The sequence below is a fragment of the Actinomycetospora sp. NBRC 106378 genome (assembly GCF_030269685.1).
Lineage (GTDB): Bacteria > Actinomycetota > Actinomycetes > Mycobacteriales > Pseudonocardiaceae > Actinomycetospora.
In genome coordinates this window covers 296163-315495 of sequence record NZ_BSTT01000002.1, presented here as the reverse complement: position 1 = coordinate 315495, position 19333 = coordinate 296163, and the positions used below count along the sequence as shown (strand labels likewise).

The window sequence follows — 19333 nt, the reverse complement described above, 5'->3', positions numbered from 1 at the left end:
GAGTAGCGACGGGGTCTGACGGTGGTGTTACTGGCAGGCTGTCCGGCCGGACCCGTCGTCGGGAGGGAGAGCACGTGGCTCGGTCGCCGTTCGGTGAGCTCCCGGAGTCCGACCTACCCGACGACGGGTACTGGCCCGGAGAGCGCACGACCTGGGGCGGGCGCGGGCGGGTCCCGGTGTTCGTGGTGCTGGGCGTGCTCGCGGCGGTGCTGGTCGTGGTGCTGGCGCTGACGTTCCTGTCGGACTCGGACGCCGGGTCGGGCACGGCGGCGGTCGGCGGGCCGCCCCCGCCGGTGCTCGCGAGCGAGGGGGTGACCCCCGGGACGCCGGTGCAGCTCGGTGGCTACTCCTACACGCTCGGGGTCGGCCCGTTCGCGGCGAGCGCGCGCGGCTCGACGGCGGGCTCGCACCTGCTCCTGGCGCCCCTGGTCGTGCGGAACACCTCGGGCGCCCCGGCGCCGAACCCGCTCACCTCCCTGCGGGTGCAGGTGGCGCTGGCCGCGCTGCCGGCGTCGGTCACGACCGGCCCCTCGGCCGTGCTGTGCCAGAACCGCCCGGCGGTGTCCCCGCTCGGCTCGGGCCCGGCGTCGTACCCGGGCCTGCCGGCCGACGCGTGCGTCCTCGAGGCGCGGACCTCGGGGGCGGGCGGAGCCGCGATGCTCGCACCGGACGAGGAGGCGCGCGGGACGCTGCTCTCCAGCCCGGTGCCCGATGCCGTCACCGACACGTCCGCGTCCGTCTGGACCGAGCGGACGCCCGGGGTGTGGCAGCGGATCGGCTGAGCCCCGTCCCGCGGGTGGGAACCGGACCCGTACGGCGTCGCCCTGCCCCGGGCGGTGACGCCACACGGGTCCGGCCCCGGACGGGCCCGTCGATCTCAGTGGCACGGAGCGCCCGTACGGGCACCGCATGCCACTGAAATCCGGACCCGTCGGGGCGGGCCGCCCCCCTCGCGCCGGCCCGCCCGGTCCTCCGGGGGGGTCACATGATGCTGGACAGGATCGTCTCGGTGCCGGCGCCGGAGTCGGCACCGGGGACCTGGTCGGACGACGTGCCGCCGGCGTCGCCCGGGTCCTCGTCGCTCGACTGACCGCCGTCGGGGGTGGCGTCCTCGTCCCCGGGCAGCGACGGGAGGCCGTCGGACGCAGGGTCGGTGTCGCCGGCCCCCGGGTCGGTGTCGCCAGCAGCCGGGTCCGTGTCTCCAGCCCCCGGATCGGTGTCACCGGCCCCCGGGTCGGTGTCGCCAGCCCCCGGGTCGGTGTCGCCAGCCCCCGGGTCGGTGTCGCCAGCCCCCGGGTCGGTGTCGCCAGCCCCCGGGTCGGTGTCGCCAGCCCCCGGATCGGTGTCGCCAGCCCCCGGGTCGGTGTCACCCGCGCCGGGCGTCGGGCCCGGGTCGGTCGCGTCGCCCGGCGTGCCCGGCAGGTCGGGCAGCCCCGGCAGGTCGGGAAGCCCCGGCAGCATGCTGCCCGGCCCCTGCGGCTCCGGGTGCTCGGGAGCGTGGTGCCCGGGCTCGTCGTGGCCGTGGTGCTTCCCGCCGTGCCCGTGCTTGCCGCTGTGCTTGCCGTGCCCGTGCCCGCAGCCGCACTCGTGGCCGTCGTGCTGCCCGTCGTGCTCGGTGGTGGTCGTCGACTGCTCGGGCAGCTCGCCGGCGAGCGCGACGCCGGTGCCGCCACCGGCGACCGTCAGCGCCGCGACGGCGGCGAAGGCACCGCGTCCGGCGATGGTGGCGAGCCGGCCGTCGCGACGGCGGGGAGTGCTGTGTGCACCCATGAGGTCCTCCTCGTTCGTCCCTGGACATCGCACGGCAGGAGGACCCGGTGTCCCCCGAACCGGGAAACGACGGTCACGGACCGTCGCCTGATGCAGATAACGAAGCGATCACGGACGGGTGACGCCGATCTCTGCCGAAAAGCACGAAATCGGTCGGACAGGGCCCTGAGCAGGACGAACACCATTGACGCACACGTTCTCCGGACCCCGACGAATTGTCACCGGAGACGGAGCCGAACGAATTACCCGAACACGACCGGTTGTATGCGCGTCTGCGGCGACCATTCCATGATCGACCTCCGCGACCGCACCGCACCCGCCGTCGGGACCCACCCGTCGTCGCGGAAAGGTTCCGGAAAGGTCGGCCCGGTTCGATCTGACGGTGGATGCATGCCGGGAGGGGACGCTCTCAGGGCGCCCGGCGGAGTCCGAGGGGGAACGGGGGTCCCGGGGTGTCGGAGGGCTGCCCCGGGGCCGTCCTCCCCGTCATCTCCGCGAGGTCCTCGGCCGCGTCCGCCCAGGGCGTCCAGCCGAGCGCGGTCGCCGTGGCGGTGGCCGCCCGGAAGTGCCGGAGGGCCGCCGCGAGGTCGCCGCGGGCCGCGAACGCGAGGCCACGGTAGAGATCGACGGGCCCGAGGAACGTCGCACCGATGCCCACGACGACGGTGCCGCCCGGGTCGTCCGGGAGCGCCGCCAGGACGAGGTCGGCGGTGGGGCGGTCGTCGAGGGCGAACGCGACGCAGGCGGCCAGGCAGAGCCCGACGCGATCGAACAGTCCCGACTCCCGGCCCTCCCGGCGCCGGTGGAACTCGGCGAGGTGGGCGGCGGCCGTCGGAGGGTCGCCGCCCTGCACCGCGTCGACCGCCGCGCAGGCCGCCCACGCGGGCACGTGCGGGTAGTCCTGCGCGGTCCGCGCGGGCAGGCCGCCGAGCACGGGCAGGCTCCCGGTCAGCAGGTGGCGGATCGCCAGGTGCGACCCGAAGGCGCCGAGGGCGTCGGCGATGCCCAGTTCGGCGCCGCGCTGGAACGCCTCCTGCGCCGCCTGGTCGGACTCCTCGACCTTGCCCGATGCCAGCATCACCGAGGCCTCGATCAGGCGCGCCGCCCACATCGTGCGCGGGCGGTGCCGGCGCTCGGCCTCGGGCGCCAGGACCGCGTGCAGCTCCAGGGCCTCGTCGAGGTCCCCGCTGCCGACCAGGGCCGCGACCAGCAGTTCGTCGGCCTCGAACCGCAACGCGGTGACGTCGGCCGCGCGAGCGAGCCGGGCCGCGCGACGGGCGGTGGCGACGCGCTCCGCCGACGGGACCGACAGGCCGAGCTGCAGGTAGGCCTCCGTGACCGCCACCTCGGCGGCGAGCACCGGCTCGGCGGCGGACTCCCCCAGCGCGATCAGCTCGGCCAGCAGCGCGGCCGACCCCTCGATGTCGAGCTGCTGCTCCTCGACGACGAGGCCGCGCAGCACCCGGGCCCGCTGGACGTCGGTCAGGGCCAGCGCGTGCACCCGCCGCAGCCGTTCCAGGCGGCGCGGACGGCCGGCGATCGAGGGTCCCTGCGCGTCGTCGCCGAGGGCGGCGACGACGGCGTCGGCCACGTCGGCGGCGGGGTCGGTGACGACGGCGTCGAACACGTCCGCGGCCTCGTCCACGCGGCCCAGGCCCTCCAGCACGAGCCCGCGCAGCATCCGGGCGTGCACCGGGCGCGAGGTGGCGGCCTCGGCGGTGTCGAGCAGCAGCAGGGCCGCGGAGAGCGCCCCGTCCTGGTAGGCGGCGTGTGCCGCGGGCAGGTGCGCGTCGGCGACGACCGCCGCGGGCAGCAGCGCCGCCGCCCCGACGGTGTGACGCAGCACGGTGAACGGCTCGGCGGCCGTGCCCAGCCCGGCGAGGCGCGCGCGGTGCAGCTGCGCCCGCACGACGGCGGGCACGGTGTCGAGCACCGCCGCCGCGGTGAGGTCGTGGCGGAAGACGAACCCGTCCGCGGTCGGCACCACGAGGGTCATCCCGACGGCGGGTCGGAGCTCGCGCGCCAGGACGCGCTCGTCGGCGCCCACGGCGTCGGCGAGGTCGGCCAGGGGCGTCGGCCCCAGCACCGCCATGGCCTCGAGGGCGGTCCGGCACGCGTCGGGCAGGCCGTCGAGCTGGTGGGCGAGCAGTGGGCGCAGCCGGGCCGGGACGCGGTGGGTCGCGGCCTCGCGGGCCTCGTCGTCGGGGAGGTCGCGCAGTTCGGCGAGCAGGGCGGAGAGGTGCAGCGGATGGCCCGCCGTCCGCGCCCAGAGCGTGGCGACGAGCCGGTCGCCCCCGCCGCCCATCGTGTCCTCGACCATCGACCGCGCGCCGGCCTCGTCGAGCTCGGTCAGCGGGAGCCGGAGGACGCCGTCGAGCAGGGTCAGGTCGGCCGCGGTGTCGCTCCAGGCGGGGTGGGCGATCGCGTCCGGCTCCCGGGCCGCCACGAGCACCACCACGCCGGCCGGCAGACCCACGGCCCCGAGCCCGCGCAGGACGTGGAGCGACGCGGGGTCGGCCCGGTGCGCGTCGTCGAGGACGACGAGGACGAGTTCGTCGGCGCCCGCGGCGGACAGCCGGCGGCGCAGCGTCCGGCCGGGCGCCGGGTCGCGCAGCGACGGCGGGGCGACGCCGACCTCGTGCAGCGCCTGCACCCAGGCCGCGAACGGCGCCTGGTCGTGCTCCCAGAGCCCGCCCCCGACCGTCGCCCCGCGGCGCCCGGCCTCCTCGACGGCCGCCCGGAGCAGCGTGGACTTCCCGATGCCCGCCTCCCCCGCCACGATGACGATGCGGCCGGCCCGGGTGTCGTCGAGCGCCTCCCGGATGGTGGCGAGCGGCGCGGCGCGGCCGACCACGTCGCGACGCTGCTGCGCTCCGCTGTCGAGGACCGAGCGCTCGGCCGCGCGCAGGACGTCCCCGGGGTCGACGCCGTGCTCGGTGCGGAGCCGACGACGGGTGGCGGCGAAGAGGCGCAACGCCTCGGACGTGCGGCCGTCGGCGTGCAGCGCGAGCCCGGCGACGGCGACGATGCCCTCGTGGTCGGGGGCGACCTCGAGCACGTCCGCGGTGAGCGCGACGACCTCCCGCGCCGCGCCCGCCGCGAGCAACGCCCGGGCGTGCACCTCCACCACCTCGTGGTGGCGGCGCAGCACCCGCCGCCGCTCGGCGTCGAGGCGGGACCCCATCCGGCAGCCCGGGAACGGTTCGCCGCCGTAGGCGCCGAGGGCGGTGGTGGTGTCGTCGAGGGCGGCGTCGAGGAAACGGGTGAGGTCCACGTCCGCCCGGGAGACCTCGAGTGCGTAGCCCCCGCCGGTGCTGCTCACCGTCACCGGGGCGACCCACTTGCGCAGCCGCGTGATCTGGATGTGCAGGGCCGCCGCCGGGTTCTTCGGCAGCGCGGACCCGTAGAGCTCGTCGATGAGCGTCGTTGTCGCGACCGACCGCCCCGGCTCCAGGGCGAGCTGGGCCAGCAACGATCGCAGGACGGAACTCCGTTGCGGGGGCGTGCCCGCCACCGCCACCTCACCGAGCAGACGGATCGCCGCCACCGCTCCCCCAGACGTGACCGTCCGTCACCTCGCGCGCCGTCGATACATCCGGCACGGTCAGGCGAGTAGAACACATCCGGGCGGGCGGGATACTCCCGGTGACGCCGGCCGGCGGTCAGTTCTCCGGATTGTCACTGGCCTTGGCGGAGCCCCACCCGTGCCAGCGGTCGACCTCGATCCACGCCGTGACCCGCTCGCGGTCGCGCACCGGGTAGGGCTTGCCGGTGTAGTGCCGGGAGAGCTCGTCGATCCGGGTGAGCCCCTCGTCGTCGGCCCACTCGACGACGCGGCCCTGCATCGAGACGTGGGTGTACCAGTCGTCCTCGGCGAGCACGGTGATCGTCGTGCGCGGGTCGTTCTCGAGGTAGCGCACCCGGGTTCGGGCCTTGTCCATGTTCACGAGGACGCGGCCGTCGTCCCACAGGTACCAGGTGGCCACCGAGACCGGAGATCCGTCGGGACGCAGCGAGGTGATCACGCTCGGGTTCGGCCGGGCGAGCAGGTCCTGGACCTCGGTGGGCAGCGGGGGTGTCGGCATGGGGCCGGATGCTAGGGGCCGGGAGGTGTCCGTGCAGGTCACTCCCGGTCGGGCGGCGAGTTGTCCGCCGTCGTCCGGGGGTTGTCCGGCGGAATCCGGGGTTGTCCGCTTCCCTTCCGGCGAGATCATCCGGCCCGCGAAGCTGCCGCGGTGACCACTCCCGCGCTCGTGTCGGGACTGCCTGTCCGGGGTCTCGAGGGGCACCCCGGAGCGTTCGGCCGGGGCGGGAGTGGTCACCCGATCGGGTAACGGCAGGCCGGTCCCCCGACGATTGAACCTGGGACGACCACCGCCGACACCGGAGCGACGACGTGCCCCGACCGCAGCGCGAGCTCGACCCCGCCGGCGGTCCGCTCGTCGAGTTCGCCCGCGACCTGCGCGCGCTGCGCGAACGGGCCGGGAGTCCGAAGTTCACGACGATGGCCCGGCGCACCGGCCGTTCCAAGACCGCCCTCGCCGACGCCTCGGCCGGGCGGCACCTGCCGCGCTGGGAGACCGTCGAGGACTACGTCCGCGCCTGTGACGCCGACCCCGACCCCTGGCGGGCCCGCTGGGACGCCCTGCGCACGATGCCCGGCACTCCCCCGCCCGAGGAGGAGCCGCCCGAGCCGGCGCCCGCCGCGGTCGCGCCGCCCGACGAGCGTGGCGACCTCCTGACGTCGGACGTCAGCCGTGTGCCACCGCTGACGCCCGAGCCCACCCGACCCGCCGTCCGGAAGCGCCTCCTGCTCGTCGCCGCCACGGTCGCCGTCGTGGGCCTCGCCCTCGGGTTCCTCCTCGGCCGCGTGACCGAGCCCGGACCGCCCGTCGTCCCGCAGACCGTGGAGGCGATCGAGGTGCAGAACAAGGTCGCCCTGGGCGCCGACCGGCTCGTCGAGGACCGCACGCCGGCCTACCTCTCGACGGAGGCGCTGGCCTACTGCGCCTCGCCGAGCCGGTCGTGCAAGGTGCCGGGCACCGAGATGTGGTCGGGCGCGGCGATCGTGGCGAACTGCTGGACGACCGGCCAGATGATGTGGAACGTCGACCTCGCCGACCCCGACCAGGGACGCAACCCCGACCGCGCCCAGTCCGACCTCTGGTACCGCGCGTCCTTCCCCGACGGCCGCACCGGCTACCTCTCGGAGGTCTACGTCGTGCGGGGCGACCGGGGCGGGCGGGGGCTACCGCGCTGCACCACGTGACGCCGCGAGCCCCTCGACCCACGCCACGTACGCCGCGTGCGCCCGGCCCGCGCCGAGCGCGTCGGCGGCGTAGGCCCGCCCGCGCGCGCCGGCCGCGTCGTCACCCGCCGTCGCGAGGACGGCGGCGTGCAGCGCCTCCGGGTCGCCCGGGTCCAGCCGCAGGCCCGCGTCGGCGCGGGCGAGCTCCGCGGACGCCGCCGAGCGGGCCCACGAGGCGGCGACCACGGGCCGGCCGGCCGCGAAGTAGGACGTCAGCTTCGACGGCGCACTCATCTCGGCGACCGTCTCGGCCTCGTTGACCACGAGCACGTCGGCCGCGGCGAGGGCGTCGGGGAACCGGTCGCCGGGCAGCGGGTCGAGGATCGTGAGCCGCTCGACGTCCGCGCCGAGCTCGGCCAGCCGCGCGCGCTGGTTGCCGTCACCGAGCAGGACGAAGCGGACCTTGGAGCCGGCCAGGTCGGCCCGGCGGGCGGCCTCGACGACGTTCTCCAGGCCCTGCTTGACGCCCATGTTCCCGGCGTGCAGCGCGATGACCTCGTCCTCGCGCCAGCCCAGCTCGCGACGGACGGTCGCGCGGTCGCGCGTCGGCGGGGCGATGTGCGACCAGTTCGGGATCGTGGTGAGCCGTGCCGGGTCGACGCCGAGGCCGGTGAGGGTCGGCGTGAACGACGGGTGGACCACCGCGACGCCGTCGGCCCGCCCGAGGAGCGCCCCCTCGAGCCGGGCGCCGAGCGAGGCCACCCGCGAGGAGGTCATCCGGGTCTCGGTGAGGGCCCGGGAGTAGAGGTCCTGGGTGACGACGCCGAGCGCGGTCCGGCCCGGCCGGCGCCAGCGCAGGCCGGCGAGCACGGTGAGCAGGACGGGGCTGACGGCGATCACGACGTCGGGGCGGCGCCCGCCGACGCTGGCCGCGTGGGCGGTGAAGGCGGCGTCCATGACGATGCGCCGGCGCGCGTCGGGCACGGCGGGGACCGGGTGGCGCACGCGGGTGACCGGCACGCCGTCGAGGACCTCGCGGCGCCACAGTCCCGTGTAGCCCGCGGTGACCTCCCACGCCGGGTAGTGGGGATAGCCCGTGACGACCTGCACCCGGTGTCCGGCCGCGTGCAGCGCCGCCACCATGCCGGTGGTGTAGGGCGCGTTGCCCGTGTGCTCCGGGGCGTAGTGCATCCCGATCACGCGGACGTCGAGCGTCCCGCGGGACGGATTCCACCCGTCCGCCGCGCCACCGCCTGCGGGTCGGCCCGGGGCCAGCACCATCGGATCGGCTCCTGTTCTCGCGGCGGACTCCTCCGTGTCCCGATGGTCGACAGGACGGTCCGCGGCCGCCCTGGGAACAGATCCCAGGTTTTAGCCGGGTGGACCACACGAGGCCGCCGAACGGCGCAGCTGTGTCCGATTCGCCCGTTGACGCCCGCAACTCGCGACACGGAGGATGACGACGTGTCCCCCGAACGAACGAATGCGCCGCTGCGGATGACGGTGGGTGACACACCCCGCGTGTCGGTCGTGGTGCCGCTCTACCAGAAGGAGCGCTACATCGGCCGCACCGTCGCGAGCGTGCTGGACCAGACGTTCGCCGACTTCGAGCTCGTCGTGCTGGACAACGCCTGCACCGACGCCTCGGCCGACGTCGTCCGTTCCTTCCGCGACCCCCGGGTGCGCCTGGAGCGCAACATCGCGACCGTGCCCGCGCCGGAGAACTTCGACCGCGCCGTCCGGCTGGCCCGGGCCCCGCTGGTCAAGGTCCTCATGGCCGACGACCTGCTCGCCCCGACGCTGCTCGCCGAGCAGGTCGCCCTCATGGACGCCGACCCGGCGCTCGCCCTGGTGTCCTGCCGGCACGACCTCGTCGACGACGACGACCGGGTCATCGTGACGGGCCGGGCGCTCGGCTCGCCGGACCTCATCGGCCCGCGCGACGCCACCACCGTGCTGCGCCGGATCGTGCGCCACCGCGGCAACCCGATCGGCGCCCCGGGGAACATGCTCTTCCGCCGCGACGCCTACGACGCCTGCGGCGGGTTCCCCGCCGAGACCTACGTGCTCGACGTCGGGCTCGCCGCGCGTCTGGTCACGCAGGGCGGCTTCTACGGGATGCCCGAGAGCCTGTCGGGGTTCCGCCTGGCCACCGGTTCGCTGACCTCCTCGCACCGTCGGGCCAACACGGCCACGCAGCACGCCTTCCTGCGGGCCCTGCGGCGCGAGCACCGCGGGGTGGTGCGCCGCCGTGACGTCGCGGCGGGTCTGGTGCGCGAACCGGTGACCTGGCTGCGGTCCCGGCTCATCGCCGCCGCGTCGACCGACCCCGCGTCCCGGCGCCACCGGGTCGCCTCGGTGGCGCTGGGTCGGCAGCCGGGTCAGCGCGGGGTCGCGAAGACGACGATGTTGTCGCGGTAGTTCAGCGTCGCGTCGTCGAAGGGCCCGCCGCAGGTCATCAGCCGCAGGGTGGGCGTGGTGGTCGGCCCGTACACGCGCTCGGTCGGCAGCCCGTCCTTCGCGAACGTCTCCACCGAGTCGACCCCGAAGCGCGCGGTGCCGCCGTCGGAGCGCCCCACCTCGATGAGGTCGCCGGGCTTGAGGTCGTCCAGCGCACCGAACACGGCGGGCCCGCGGCGGGTGTCGACGTGCCCGACCATCACCGACGAGCCCGGGTCGCCGGGCACGGCCGAGGAGCTGAACCAGCCGACCTTCGAGAAGTCGGTGGGGACCTGCAGCGCGCCGCGGTAGTCGACACGCAGGTCGACCGGGTCGTCCACGTCGAGGTTGATGGCCGGGATCGACAACGACGTCGGGTGCGGCCCGCCGGGCGGCGGGGCGGTCGCGATGGCCAGCGGCATCTTCACCGCGTCCGGCACGCCGTCGGTGGGGTCGTCGGAGAACCAGCCGGAGATCGTGTCCCAGATCCCGCCGCTGGCCAGCCCCGCGTGGCTCAGGCCGCCGAGGCCGGCGCCGATCCCGCCCGCGGGCGGGGTGGGGGCCTTCGGGGCCGGCGGCGCCGACGTGGTGGTCTCCGCGGTGGAGGGCTGGGGCGGGGCCTGCGTCCCGGGGGCGACCGGCGGCACCGACGACTCGGCGGTCCGCGGCGCCGTGCTGGGCGTGGGGGCGGGGGCGCCCGGCGCCGGGGCGGGGGTGGGTGCGGCCGAGGCGGCGTCGGCGACGAGCTGGGTGGCGAGCCCGCCGTCGGCACCGCGCGTGACGACGAGGGTGGCCACGGAGGTGCTGGTCACGGGGACCTCGACCGACGAGGACTTCCCGCTACGGCTGGTGACCCGCAGCTCCCACGGCTTCGCCGGGACCGTCGCGTAGGGGGTGGCGGAGCCGTAGAACAGGGTGCGCGCCAGCGGCACCGGCGGGCTGTCCCCGGTCGGGTCGGTGCCCGTGACGTCGACGGGGCCGACCTCGGCGGCGGCCTGCACGATCCGGAGGGCGCCGGTCCCGGTGGCCGCCGGGGCGGTCTCGTCGTCGAGCACCTGGGCCTGGGTGGCGCCGTTCGGACCGATGTCGACGAACGTCGCGGTCTGCGCCGACCCCGCCGGGACGTCGACGGCCACGTCGAACAGCGGCGGTGCGCTCTCGGGGGCGCCGGCCGGGCGCCCCTGGATGCGGTAGGTGCCCGCGGGCTCGGTGAGGTACGGGCTCACGGCGCGGTAGGCGACGCCGGCCGCGACCTTGGTCAGCGGGAGATCCGGTCCGGTCGCGTACATGTCCACCGCGGGGGTGTTCGGGGACAGGTGCGCGAGGCGCAGCATGCCGGTGCCGGGGTCGGCCGTGGCCTCCCGCACGCCGACGACCCCGACCGCTCCGACGGCGACCACCAGCGCCGCCGCGCCGCCCACGAGCCACCACAGCCGCCGTCGGGAACGCTCTGCCATGACGATCTCCTTACCCCGGTCGGGCGACACCCATACGGCCTTAGTCGAAGGTGCGTCCCCACAGTTGCCGCCGGGAGGTCACGCCGAGCTTCGCGAAGACGTTGCCCAGGTGGTAGCTGATCGCCTTCGGCGTGACGTACAGGGCGGCCGCCACCTCGCGGCTCGTCAGTCCCTGCGCCACGAGCCGGACGACCTCGCGCTCGCGGGGCGTGAGCGACGCCGCGGACGCGGCGTCCAGCGCCTCCGCGGTCGGTGCCGTCGCCGACGCGGCCGGCAGCGTGTCCGGCGGGGTCCGGGTCGCCACGCCGGTCCCGATCGGCCCGATCGGCCCGGTCGGTGTCTGCGGGCCCGACGGGGTGGGCTCGGGCACGGTCGGGGCAGGAGGCGCCGACGAGGTCACGCCCGGGACGCCGAGGTCGATCTCGGCGTCGACCCGCGTGACCCAGGGGGACCCCCCGAGCGCGGCGAAGGCGCGCCGGGCGGCGACGAGGTCCTCGGCCGCGTTCGCCCAGCCCTGCCGCCGGGCGAGCCGCCCGGCCGCCGCGTGCAGGGCCGCGACCTCGATCGGGCACTCGGCGGCCTCCGCCTCGCGGGCCGCGGCGAGCTCGAGACCGTCCCGGAAGCTCGAGCGCGCGGCCGCGACGTTGCCGCTGCGCTCGGCGAGTCGCCCGAGCAGCCGGTGCCGGGAGAGCTGGAACCACAGCGGGGTCCCGGCCGCGGGGAAGCCCTGCAGCACCGCGCCCGCCGTCGCGAGCCGGTCCGCGTCGATCGCGGCCTCGGCGAGCAGGACCCGCCACAGGGCCAGGGGTGCTGCCTCCAGGGCGGGCACGGGACCGTCGGCGAGGTCGCTCAGCACCCGGTAGGCCCGGTCGGCGTCCCCACGGACCTGGGCGACGAAGGCCTCGCAGAGATCGCGGGTGAAGGCCCCGAGGGCGTTCGGCGTCCGGTGGAGGTCGCGGCGGAGCGCGTCCAGGTCGGCCTCGGCGTCCCCGAGCCCACCCCGGGCCGCCCGGACCATCGACCACATGCCCCGCGAGACCGGGGCGATCCACGCGCTGCCCGCCTCCCGGGCCGCGGTGGCGCCGACCCGCGCCTCGGCCTCCGCTTCGTCCCACCGGCCCGTGCGGAACGCGGCCTCGGCGAGGAAGAGGTGGACGAGCCGGCCCATGGTGGTGCCGGAGCCGGCCCGGATGCGGTCCAGGCCCTGGTGCAGCCGGGTGTACGCGGCCACCGGGTCGCCGGCCGCGAGGTGCAGCCGTCCGCAGATCACGAGCAGGTCGGGGCCGTAGACGCCGTCGAGGCGGTCGCCGAGCACGTCCAGCGCGGTGTCCGGGCCCCAGCGCAGGGCGCTGCCGACGACCTCGAGGGTGCGGGCGCCCTCCCGCAGGCCGGGATCGTCGGTCAGGTCGTCGACCTGTGCCGCCACCTCGAGCGCGCGGGCGCCCCGGCCGTGCAGCACGTGGTGCGCCCCGAGCTTCAGGGCCGCGAGGGCGCGCACCTCCGCGGCCGCCTCCCCGTCGGCGACCGCGGCCGCGAGCGGGAGGTGCGCGTCGGGGTCGCCGCTCTCGAAGGCGAGGGTGCCGAGCACGAGGTCGCGCGCGCCGCAGGCCCGGGCGTCGCGCAGCGCCGACTCGATCCCCCGGAGCCGGGCGATGCTGCCGGCGAGGGTGAGGTGGACGGCCGCGTCGAGCAGGAGCCCCTCGCGTTCCACCCCCGAGGGGGCGAGCTCGGAGGCCCAGAGCAGGAGGGTGGCGGCCTCGTCGTGGTCGCTCTCAGCGCGCGCCGCCGTCACCAGGGCGTCGGCGATCTCGGGGGCCGGCGAGCCCGCGGCGCTGGCCACCGCGTGCGCGAACCCGGTCCGCCCGCCGGTGGCGGCGGCCGCGGTGCAGTGCAGGGCGGCGGCCGTCTCCGGGGACAGCCCCCGGTACACGGCGTCGCGCACGAGCCGGTGGGTGAAGCGCAGCTCCACCCGCGGCCCCCGCGCGTCCACGGTGACGAGGCCCGCGACCGCCGCCTCGGCCGCCGCGGCCGGCGGGGTGCTGCCCGGGGCGACCGCCGCCACCTGCTCGAGCAGTGCCACCGGGGCCGGCCCGCCGAGCACGGCGAGCGCGGTCACCAGGCCGCGGGTGGCGGGGGCCAGCGCCGCGACCGCGTCGCCGACGTGGGCGGCGAGGCTCCGCCGGCCGGTGAACCGGTCGGCGCCGGAGAGCACGTCGTCGGGCAGCGTGCGCAGCAGCAGCGCGAGGTGGACCGGGTGCCCGCCGGTGGCCGCCGCGAGCTGGGCGGCGACGGCCGGGCCGGGCGTGGGCGCCGCGGGACGGCGGGTCGCGACGAAGGCGGCGACCGAGGCCGTGTCCAGCCCCCCGACGACGACGGTGCGCACCTCGGTGGGCACGCCCGCGAGCGCGGTGCCGTCCGGTCCGGTCCCGGGTCCGCCGTCGGCGAACAACCGCGGCCACCAGGCGCGACCCCGCACCGCGAGCCGCGACGGGTCGGTCGCGGAGGCGAGGACCAGCAGGCCGCCCCCGTGGAGCCGGCGGAGCAGGTCGGCCAGGACGGTCGCCGAGGCGGGGTCGACGAGGTGCAGGTCGTGCAGGGCGAGGACCAGCGGGCGCCGGGGTCCCAGGGCGACGCGGACGACGGCGAGGGTGTCGTGCAGGGCCAGCGCGGAGCGCGCGGAGGTGGGCCGCTCGGGCGCGGCCACGTCGTCGAGGGCCCGCGCGAGGAGCTCGGCGGTGGCGTGGGCGACGGGGGCGCCGACGGGCTCGGGGGCGACGACCCGGACCACCACCGCCCCGTCGGGCCCCGAGGCGACCTGGTCGCAGAACGCGTCCGCGAGCGTCGTCGTCCCGACCCCGGACTCCCCGGTCAGCAGGATCCGCGCCCCGCGCCCGCGGCGCACCCGGTCGAGGACCTCGTGCAGCCGGGCGATCTCCGCCCCTCGTCCGACCGGGGCGCGGTCCGCGGTCCGGGGTGGTGACGCCGCGTACCCGCCCGCCGTCGTCGACACCCGGACCCTCCCAGCACTGTGTGTACTGCCGTCCACCCGATCGAACGATGCTCCGATTGGATCAGACCGGGAAAGGAAGATCCAGCGACCGCACCGCGTAGCCGTGCATCACTCTAACGGACGAACAGCGCAGGAGTGTCCTCTCAGTCGAGTGAGCTGGACGGCGCAGACCTGGGAACTGTTCCCAGGGTCTGTGTCGATTGAATCGAGCACGATCGGGGCTGCCAGTTGCCGTGAGTGATCAGTGCAGGGGAGGCACGGTGCGCATGGCCGGTGTCCGGGGGCCCGTCAGGTTGCTCCGGTCCACACCCGGACGGAGCAACGTGAGCAGCACCTCGCGGGACGTCGTGCTGCGTGACCTGCCCGGCCCGCGGGCCGCCGGGCCGGAGCGCCCGCTCGAAGCGCCCCGGGTCCGCCCCCTGCTCGGCGTCCACCGGTCCGGATCGGTGCAGGCCTGGATGCTCGTCCTGCCCCTCGACGCGGTGCTGACCGCGCTGCCGATGGCCTGGAACGCCCACTACTGGAAGGCCTTCGCGGCCCTCTCGGTGATCACCGTCGCCCTCGTGTGCGGCGGCGGGCGCTACCGGGCGCGGCTGCACCTGTCGGTGCTGGACGAGCTGCCCGGCCTGCTCGGCCGGCTGCTGGTCGCCATCGCACTCGTCGCCGCCGTCTTCGCCGTCCGGCACGACAACGTCGGGGTCACGGAGTTCGTCCTCAGCTCCCTCGCGTCGGTGGGGCTGGTCGTGGCCGGGCGTGCGGTGTCGACCGCCGTGGTGCTCACGGCCCGACGGCGGCGGATCGTCGCCCACCGCACGCTGCTGGTGGGGGGCGGCGAGCTGACCGGTGAGGTCGCCACGCTGCTCGACCGCTACGCCCGCTACGGCCTCGCCGTCGCCGGGTACGTCGACACCGCACCGGGCCCGGCCTCGGCGCAGGTCCCGTGGCTGGGCACCCTGGACGACCTCGACGCCCTGGTCGCCGCGCACGGCGTCGACGTGCTGCTGGTCGGGGACGGCGTCTTCCGCGAGGAGGACCTGCTCGAGCGCGTGCGGACCCCCGCCACCCACCGGTGCGACCTGCTCGTGGTCCCCCGGCTGCACGCGTTCGCCACCGCCACCGGGAACAGCGACCACATCGGGTCGCTGCCCGTGATGCGCATCCGCACCCCCGCCCTCGACGGGCCGGCACGGGCGCTCAAGCGCGCCACCGACGTCATCGCGTCGAGCCTCGCCCTGCTCGTCCTCTCCCCCGTGCTCCTGGCCTGCGCCCTCGCGGTCCGGCTCGAGGGCGGGCCGGGGATCCTGTTCCGGCAGGTACGCGTCGGGCGGGACGGGCGGCGCTTCGAGTGCCTCAAGTTCCGGTCGATGCGGCCCGCGACCTCCGCCGAGGGCGACACCCAGTGGTCGATCGCCCACGACGACCGCGTCGGTCCCGTCGGGCGCGTCCTGCGGGCGACCTCGCTCGACGAGCTCCCCCAACTGGTCAACATCCTGCGGGGCGAGATGACGATCGTCGGGCCGCGCCCGGAGCGTCCGCACTTCGTGGAACGGTTCTCCGCCGAGCACCCGCGCTACGGTCAGCGCCACCGGGTGCCCGCCGGGCTGACGGGTCTCGCGCAGGTCTCGGGTCTGCGCGGCGACACCCCGATCTCCGACCGGGCGCGCTTCGACAACTACTACATCGAGAACTGGTCACTGTGGCTCGACGCGAAGGTGCTGCTGCGGACCGTCTCCGAGGTGCTGTTCGCCAAGGGGCGGTGAGTCCTCCCGCGGCGCTGTCCCGACGACGGGTGCTGGCGACGACGGCGGCGGCGGGCGCGGCCGTCGTCGGTACCGCCGCCTGCGCCTCGCTCGTCGGCTCCCGGCCGGCCGGCCCACCCGCGGCCGACGCCGACCTGCCCCGCCCGTCCGGTCCCCCGCTGCAGCGCGGGACCGTGCACGACGTGCGTGCCGCGGGGGCGACCGGGGACGGCGTCACCGACGACGCGGCCGCGTTCGCGCGGGCCCTCGCGGGCGCGGCCGCCGGCGACACCGTGTTCGTCCCCGCCGGGACCTACCACCTGGTCCTCCCGCAGCCCCTGACGCTGCCCGCCGGGGTGCTGTTCGCCGGGGAGCCCGGCCGGTCGGTGCTGCGCATGACCCCGCGGGCGACCGCGGCGATCGACGTGGCGGGCGCCGACTGCGCGCTCGACGGCCTCGAGCTGGCCCGCGCGGGCGACGTCGAGACGGTGCTGCTCCGCGTGGGTCGGTTCGACCGGCTGACGCTGTCCCGGCTGGTGTTCTCCGGGGCGGTGGACGTGTGGGAGTCGTTCTGCCACGGCGTGCAGCTCGGCGTCGACGGGGACACCTCGACCGCCCTGGTGCTGCGCGACTCGCTGTTCCACCGCCTCACCTACGGGCTCTACCAGGCCAACGACTCGTCCGCGGTGACCACGGGCGTCGACGTCACGGGCTGCACATTCGCGTTCGACGCCAACACCGACCTGGAGTTCAACAGCCCGGGCGGCTCGTTCCGCGGGGTGCGGGTGCAGGACTGCACGTTCCGCGACAACGACTCCCCCGGCTTCGCGGTCGGCGTCGCCTACTGCGCCGACGTCACGGTCAGCCGGTGCACGATGACGAACTACCGGATGGAGGCCGTGCACGTCGAGGACTGGTCCTCCGACGTCGTCGTCACCGGCAACCGGATGACCGCCTGCGGGCTCTCCGAGTTCGCCTTCGTGCAGATCATCCAGGGCTGCACGCGGGTGGTGGTGCGCGGGAACGACTTCGACGCGACCCCGAACACCTCCGACATCGCCGTGGTCAACGCCCTCGCGGGCGGACGTGGGAGCACCGCCGGCGGTCGTCCCGTGGTGCCGCCGACGGCCGTGACCGTCACCGGCAACGTGTTCCGCTGCTCGGACGACGTGCAGGCGGTCGCCTTCCACGGCGTCGACGGCGGGTCGATCACCGGCAACCGCGTGTCCGGGCCGTCCCTGGACGACGCCCTGCTCCTCGACGACGTGACCCGGGTCGCGGTGGGGTCGAACTCGACCGTGTGAGATCGGGGACGAGGGCGGCCGGGAGGTCAGCGCAGGGCGCGTTGCGCGGCGGCGAGCACGTCGTCCGCGCTGCGCTTCGGCGAGGCCGCGTCCGCCGGGACCTCCTCGGTCCACCCGGTCCACGCCCGTCGGGCCTCCTCCAGGCCACCGAGCAGGTGCTCGGCGTCGGGCTCCACCACCCAGGCACCCGCGACGCCCGCGAGGTTCTCCGCGATGCCCGCGCGGGCCGACACGACCACCTGCAGCCCGGCGACCTGGGCCTCGAGCGCGGTGAAGCCGTAGACCTCCTCGGTGGAGGGCAGCACGAGCGTCTGCGCCCGGGCGAGCACCTCGACCACGCCGGGCTCGTCGAGGAACCCGAGGAAGCGCACCCGGTCGAGCACCCCGAGCGCCCGCGCCTGGTCCTCCAGGGCCGCGCGCTCGACGCCGTCTCCGGCGACGTCGAGCGTGGGCGCGCCGTCGAGCCGGGAGAAGGCGTCCAGCAGGGTGTGGACGTTCTTGCGCGGGATGAGCTGGCCGACCACGGCGAAGCGGTGCGCCGTGGCGTCGGGCCCGGTCGTCTCCCCCGCCTGACGACGCAGGTCCCGCGGCCGGGAGCCGAACGCCTCGAGGTCGATCGAGTTGACCGACTCGACGATGCGGTCGCGCGCCACGCCGGTGTGCAGCGCGGCGTCGCGGGCGGAGGGGCCCGGGACCACGACGGCGCCCGCGCGGGTGAACAGCCGCCGGCGCAGCCACGCGACCGGGCCGCGGTCGAACTGCCGGGAGTCCAGGGTCGACTCCGAGAAGATCACGTAGGGCACGCCGCGGCGGTGCGCCCGCAGCATCGTCCAGGCGCTCGCCACCTGCGCCCACGTCGGGATCACCACGACGTCGGCGGCGTCGAGCACCCGCCGCGTCACGCCGGGCCGCAGCGCGGCCTGGTACGAGTCGAGCCGCTGCGCGACCGGGCGCGGCAGCGGGATCGGCACCGACGCGAGCACCCCCGAGCGGTACCCGGGGTGCGGCCGGAAGCGGAAGTGGCGCTCGGGTTCCTCGGCGAACAGGAAGTGGACGCGGAACTCACAGCGGTCCGCGAGCTCGCAGAACAGCGGTTCGCGGTAGGGCGCCTGCGCGTCCGTGAGCCACGCGATCTTCATGCCCGAGTCCCCGTCGTCGTGACCTACGGTGTGCGCCACACGGGTGAGTATGGTTCAACCGAGGGACGCAGACAGCAGGATGTGGCTCACGTGGCTGTGACAGCGCGCCGAACGGACGGAGCGTCATCGGTGTCTCGACGACGCGTGGCCGTGCTCGAGCTCGACCCGCTCGGCCACCGCCTCCGCTACGTCCGGCTCCTGCTCGTCGCCGCGGGTGCCTCCGGACCGGCGCCGCTGCTGCTCGTGCCGCCCGCCGTGCGGTCCTCGCCGGAGTTCGCCGAACACCTCGCCGACGTGGCGGCCGAGGTGCTCGAGGTGCCGACCGGCCGGTTCGCGGCCGTGCGGGCCGCCGTCGCGGCCGCGGCGCAGGCCGGGGCACACCTCGTCGTGCCCGACGGGGACAAGAACGTCGCGCCGCTCCTCGCGGCACTCGCCCGCGTGGGCGCCCCGCCCGCGGTGTCGCTGCTGCTGATGCGCACCGTGCTGCCCGGCGGGTCGGAGCGGACCACGCCGGGGATGGCGGTCAAGCCCCCGCTGGCGTGGGTGCTCGCACGCCTGCCCGGGATGCGGGTCCGCTTCCTCACCGACGCGTTCGGCGTGGTGGTCCGTCGTCGCGGCTTCCCCGGCATCGAACCGGTGCGCGACCCCGTGCTCGTTCCCGACGCCGGGTCGCCGCCGGCCCGCGACCCCGACGCACCCTTCCGGCTCGGGGTGTTCGGCGTGATCAGTGCGCGCAAGAACGTGCCGCTGCTCCTGGCCGCCCTCGAGCAGGTGCCGGACGTGCACCTGGTCGTCGGTGGTCGGTGCGACGCCGACGTCACCGCCGCCCTCGCCGTGTCCCCGCTCGGCGCGCAGGGCCGGCTGCACGTCGACGACCGCCTGTTGCCCGAGGCGGAGTTCGACGCGGCCGTGGCCGGGGTCGACGCGGTGGCGGTCCTGCACGACAACGACGCGCCGAGCGGCATCGTCGCCGAGGCCGCCGCGCGCGGGGTGCCGGTGCTCGGTCCGGCGCGCGGATGGGCGTCGAGCATGGTCACCGGCACGGGGATCGGGGAGGTCGCGGAGGTCGGCGGCCCGGACGCGGCCCCCGGCGTCGCGGAGGCGGTGCGGCGGCTCCGGTCCACCCACGCCCGCCGCGTCGCCGCCGCTCGGCGCGTCCAGGCCCGCCTGGGGACCGAGGACTTCATCCGAGGACTGCTCGGCGACGTGTTGTGACCATTCACCCGC

Annotated in this window: 13 protein-coding genes; 6 read left to right on the top strand and 7 right to left on the bottom strand. The window is 76.2% G+C overall.

The genetic code is table 11. The annotated features are described in order from the left end of the window. Positions 1-74: 74 nt before the first annotated feature. Positions 75-782 (top strand): hypothetical protein, encoded by a 708-nt coding sequence (locus QSK00_RS05820; RefSeq protein WP_285588525.1) that lies wholly within the window; start codon positions 75-77, stop codon positions 780-782. A gap of 199 nt (positions 783-981) precedes the next feature. On the opposite strand, the gene QSK00_RS05815 is transcribed toward QSK00_RS05820, so the two are convergent. The 3 genes from QSK00_RS05815 to QSK00_RS05805 all read right to left on the bottom strand — a co-directional run bounded on the left by QSK00_RS05815 (position 982) and on the right by QSK00_RS05805 (position 5855). Beyond that, complete coding sequence (locus QSK00_RS05815; RefSeq protein WP_285588522.1) at positions 982-1770, bottom strand: hypothetical protein; 789 nt, start codon at positions 1768-1770, stop codon at positions 982-984. Between the two features lie 409 nt (positions 1771-2179). Next, positions 2180-5317 (bottom strand): ATP-binding protein, encoded by a 3138-nt coding sequence (locus tag QSK00_RS05810; protein WP_285588520.1) that lies wholly within the window; start codon positions 5315-5317, stop codon positions 2180-2182. A gap of 115 nt (positions 5318-5432) precedes the next feature. Next, the gene (locus QSK00_RS05805) at positions 5433-5855 is read right to left on the bottom strand and encodes a PPOX class F420-dependent oxidoreductase (RefSeq protein ID WP_285588519.1); all 423 of its coding nucleotides are present in this window, start codon (positions 5853-5855) and stop codon (positions 5433-5435) included. 311 nt (positions 5856-6166) lie between these two features. Between QSK00_RS05805 and QSK00_RS05800 the strand changes: the two genes are divergently transcribed. Next, positions 6167-7039 carry a helix-turn-helix domain-containing protein gene (locus QSK00_RS05800; RefSeq protein WP_285588517.1) on the top strand — a complete coding sequence of 291 codons (873 nt, stop codon included), beginning with the start codon at positions 6167-6169 and terminating at the stop codon, positions 7037-7039. On the opposite strand, the gene QSK00_RS05795 is transcribed toward QSK00_RS05800, so the two are convergent. After that, positions 7019-8299 carry a glycosyltransferase family 4 protein gene (locus tag QSK00_RS05795; RefSeq protein WP_285588514.1) on the bottom strand — a complete coding sequence of 427 codons (1281 nt, stop codon included), beginning with the start codon at positions 8297-8299 and terminating at the stop codon, positions 7019-7021. The genes QSK00_RS05800 and QSK00_RS05795 overlap by 21 nt on opposite strands. A gap of 183 nt (positions 8300-8482) precedes the next feature. On the opposite strand from QSK00_RS05795, the gene QSK00_RS05790 reads away from it, so the two are divergent. Beyond that, positions 8483-9439 carry a glycosyltransferase family 2 protein gene (locus tag QSK00_RS05790; protein ID WP_285588512.1) on the top strand — a complete coding sequence of 319 codons (957 nt, stop codon included), beginning with the start codon at positions 8483-8485 and terminating at the stop codon, positions 9437-9439. Here QSK00_RS05790 and QSK00_RS05785 read toward each other — a convergent pair. Together QSK00_RS05785 and QSK00_RS05780 are read right to left on the bottom strand one after the other, a co-directional pair. Then, positions 9400-10914: a DUF4397 domain-containing protein gene (locus tag QSK00_RS05785; RefSeq protein WP_285588510.1), complete on the bottom strand. Its 1515-nt coding sequence runs from the start codon at positions 10912-10914 to the stop codon at positions 9400-9402. The genes QSK00_RS05790 and QSK00_RS05785 overlap by 40 nt on opposite strands. 40 nt (positions 10915-10954) lie before the next feature. Continuing rightward, complete coding sequence (locus QSK00_RS05780; protein WP_285588508.1) at positions 10955-13924, bottom strand: helix-turn-helix transcriptional regulator; 2970 nt, start codon at positions 13922-13924, stop codon at positions 10955-10957. 323 nt (positions 13925-14247) lie between these two features. Between QSK00_RS05780 and QSK00_RS05775 the strand changes: the two genes are divergently transcribed. Next, on the top strand, positions 14248-15684 hold the full coding sequence (locus tag QSK00_RS05775) for a sugar transferase (RefSeq protein ID WP_285588506.1): 1437 nt from the start codon (positions 14248-14250) through the stop codon (positions 15682-15684). Continuing rightward, on the top strand, positions 15681-16967 hold the full coding sequence (locus QSK00_RS05770) for a right-handed parallel beta-helix repeat-containing protein (RefSeq protein WP_285588504.1): 1287 nt from the start codon (positions 15681-15683) through the stop codon (positions 16965-16967). The genes QSK00_RS05775 and QSK00_RS05770 overlap by 4 nt, the downstream gene beginning before the upstream one ends. A gap of 26 nt (positions 16968-16993) precedes the next feature. On the opposite strand, the gene QSK00_RS05765 is transcribed toward QSK00_RS05770, so the two are convergent. After that, entirely contained in the window at positions 16994-18145 is a 1152-nt protein-coding gene (locus tag QSK00_RS05765; protein WP_285588501.1) for a glycosyltransferase, read from the bottom strand. Between the two features lie 90 nt (positions 18146-18235). On the opposite strand from QSK00_RS05765, the gene QSK00_RS05760 reads away from it, so the two are divergent. Continuing rightward, on the top strand, positions 18236-19321 hold the full coding sequence (locus QSK00_RS05760; protein ID WP_285588500.1) for a glycosyltransferase family protein: 1086 nt from the start codon (positions 18236-18238) through the stop codon (positions 19319-19321). Positions 19322-19333: the final 12 nt, after the last annotated feature.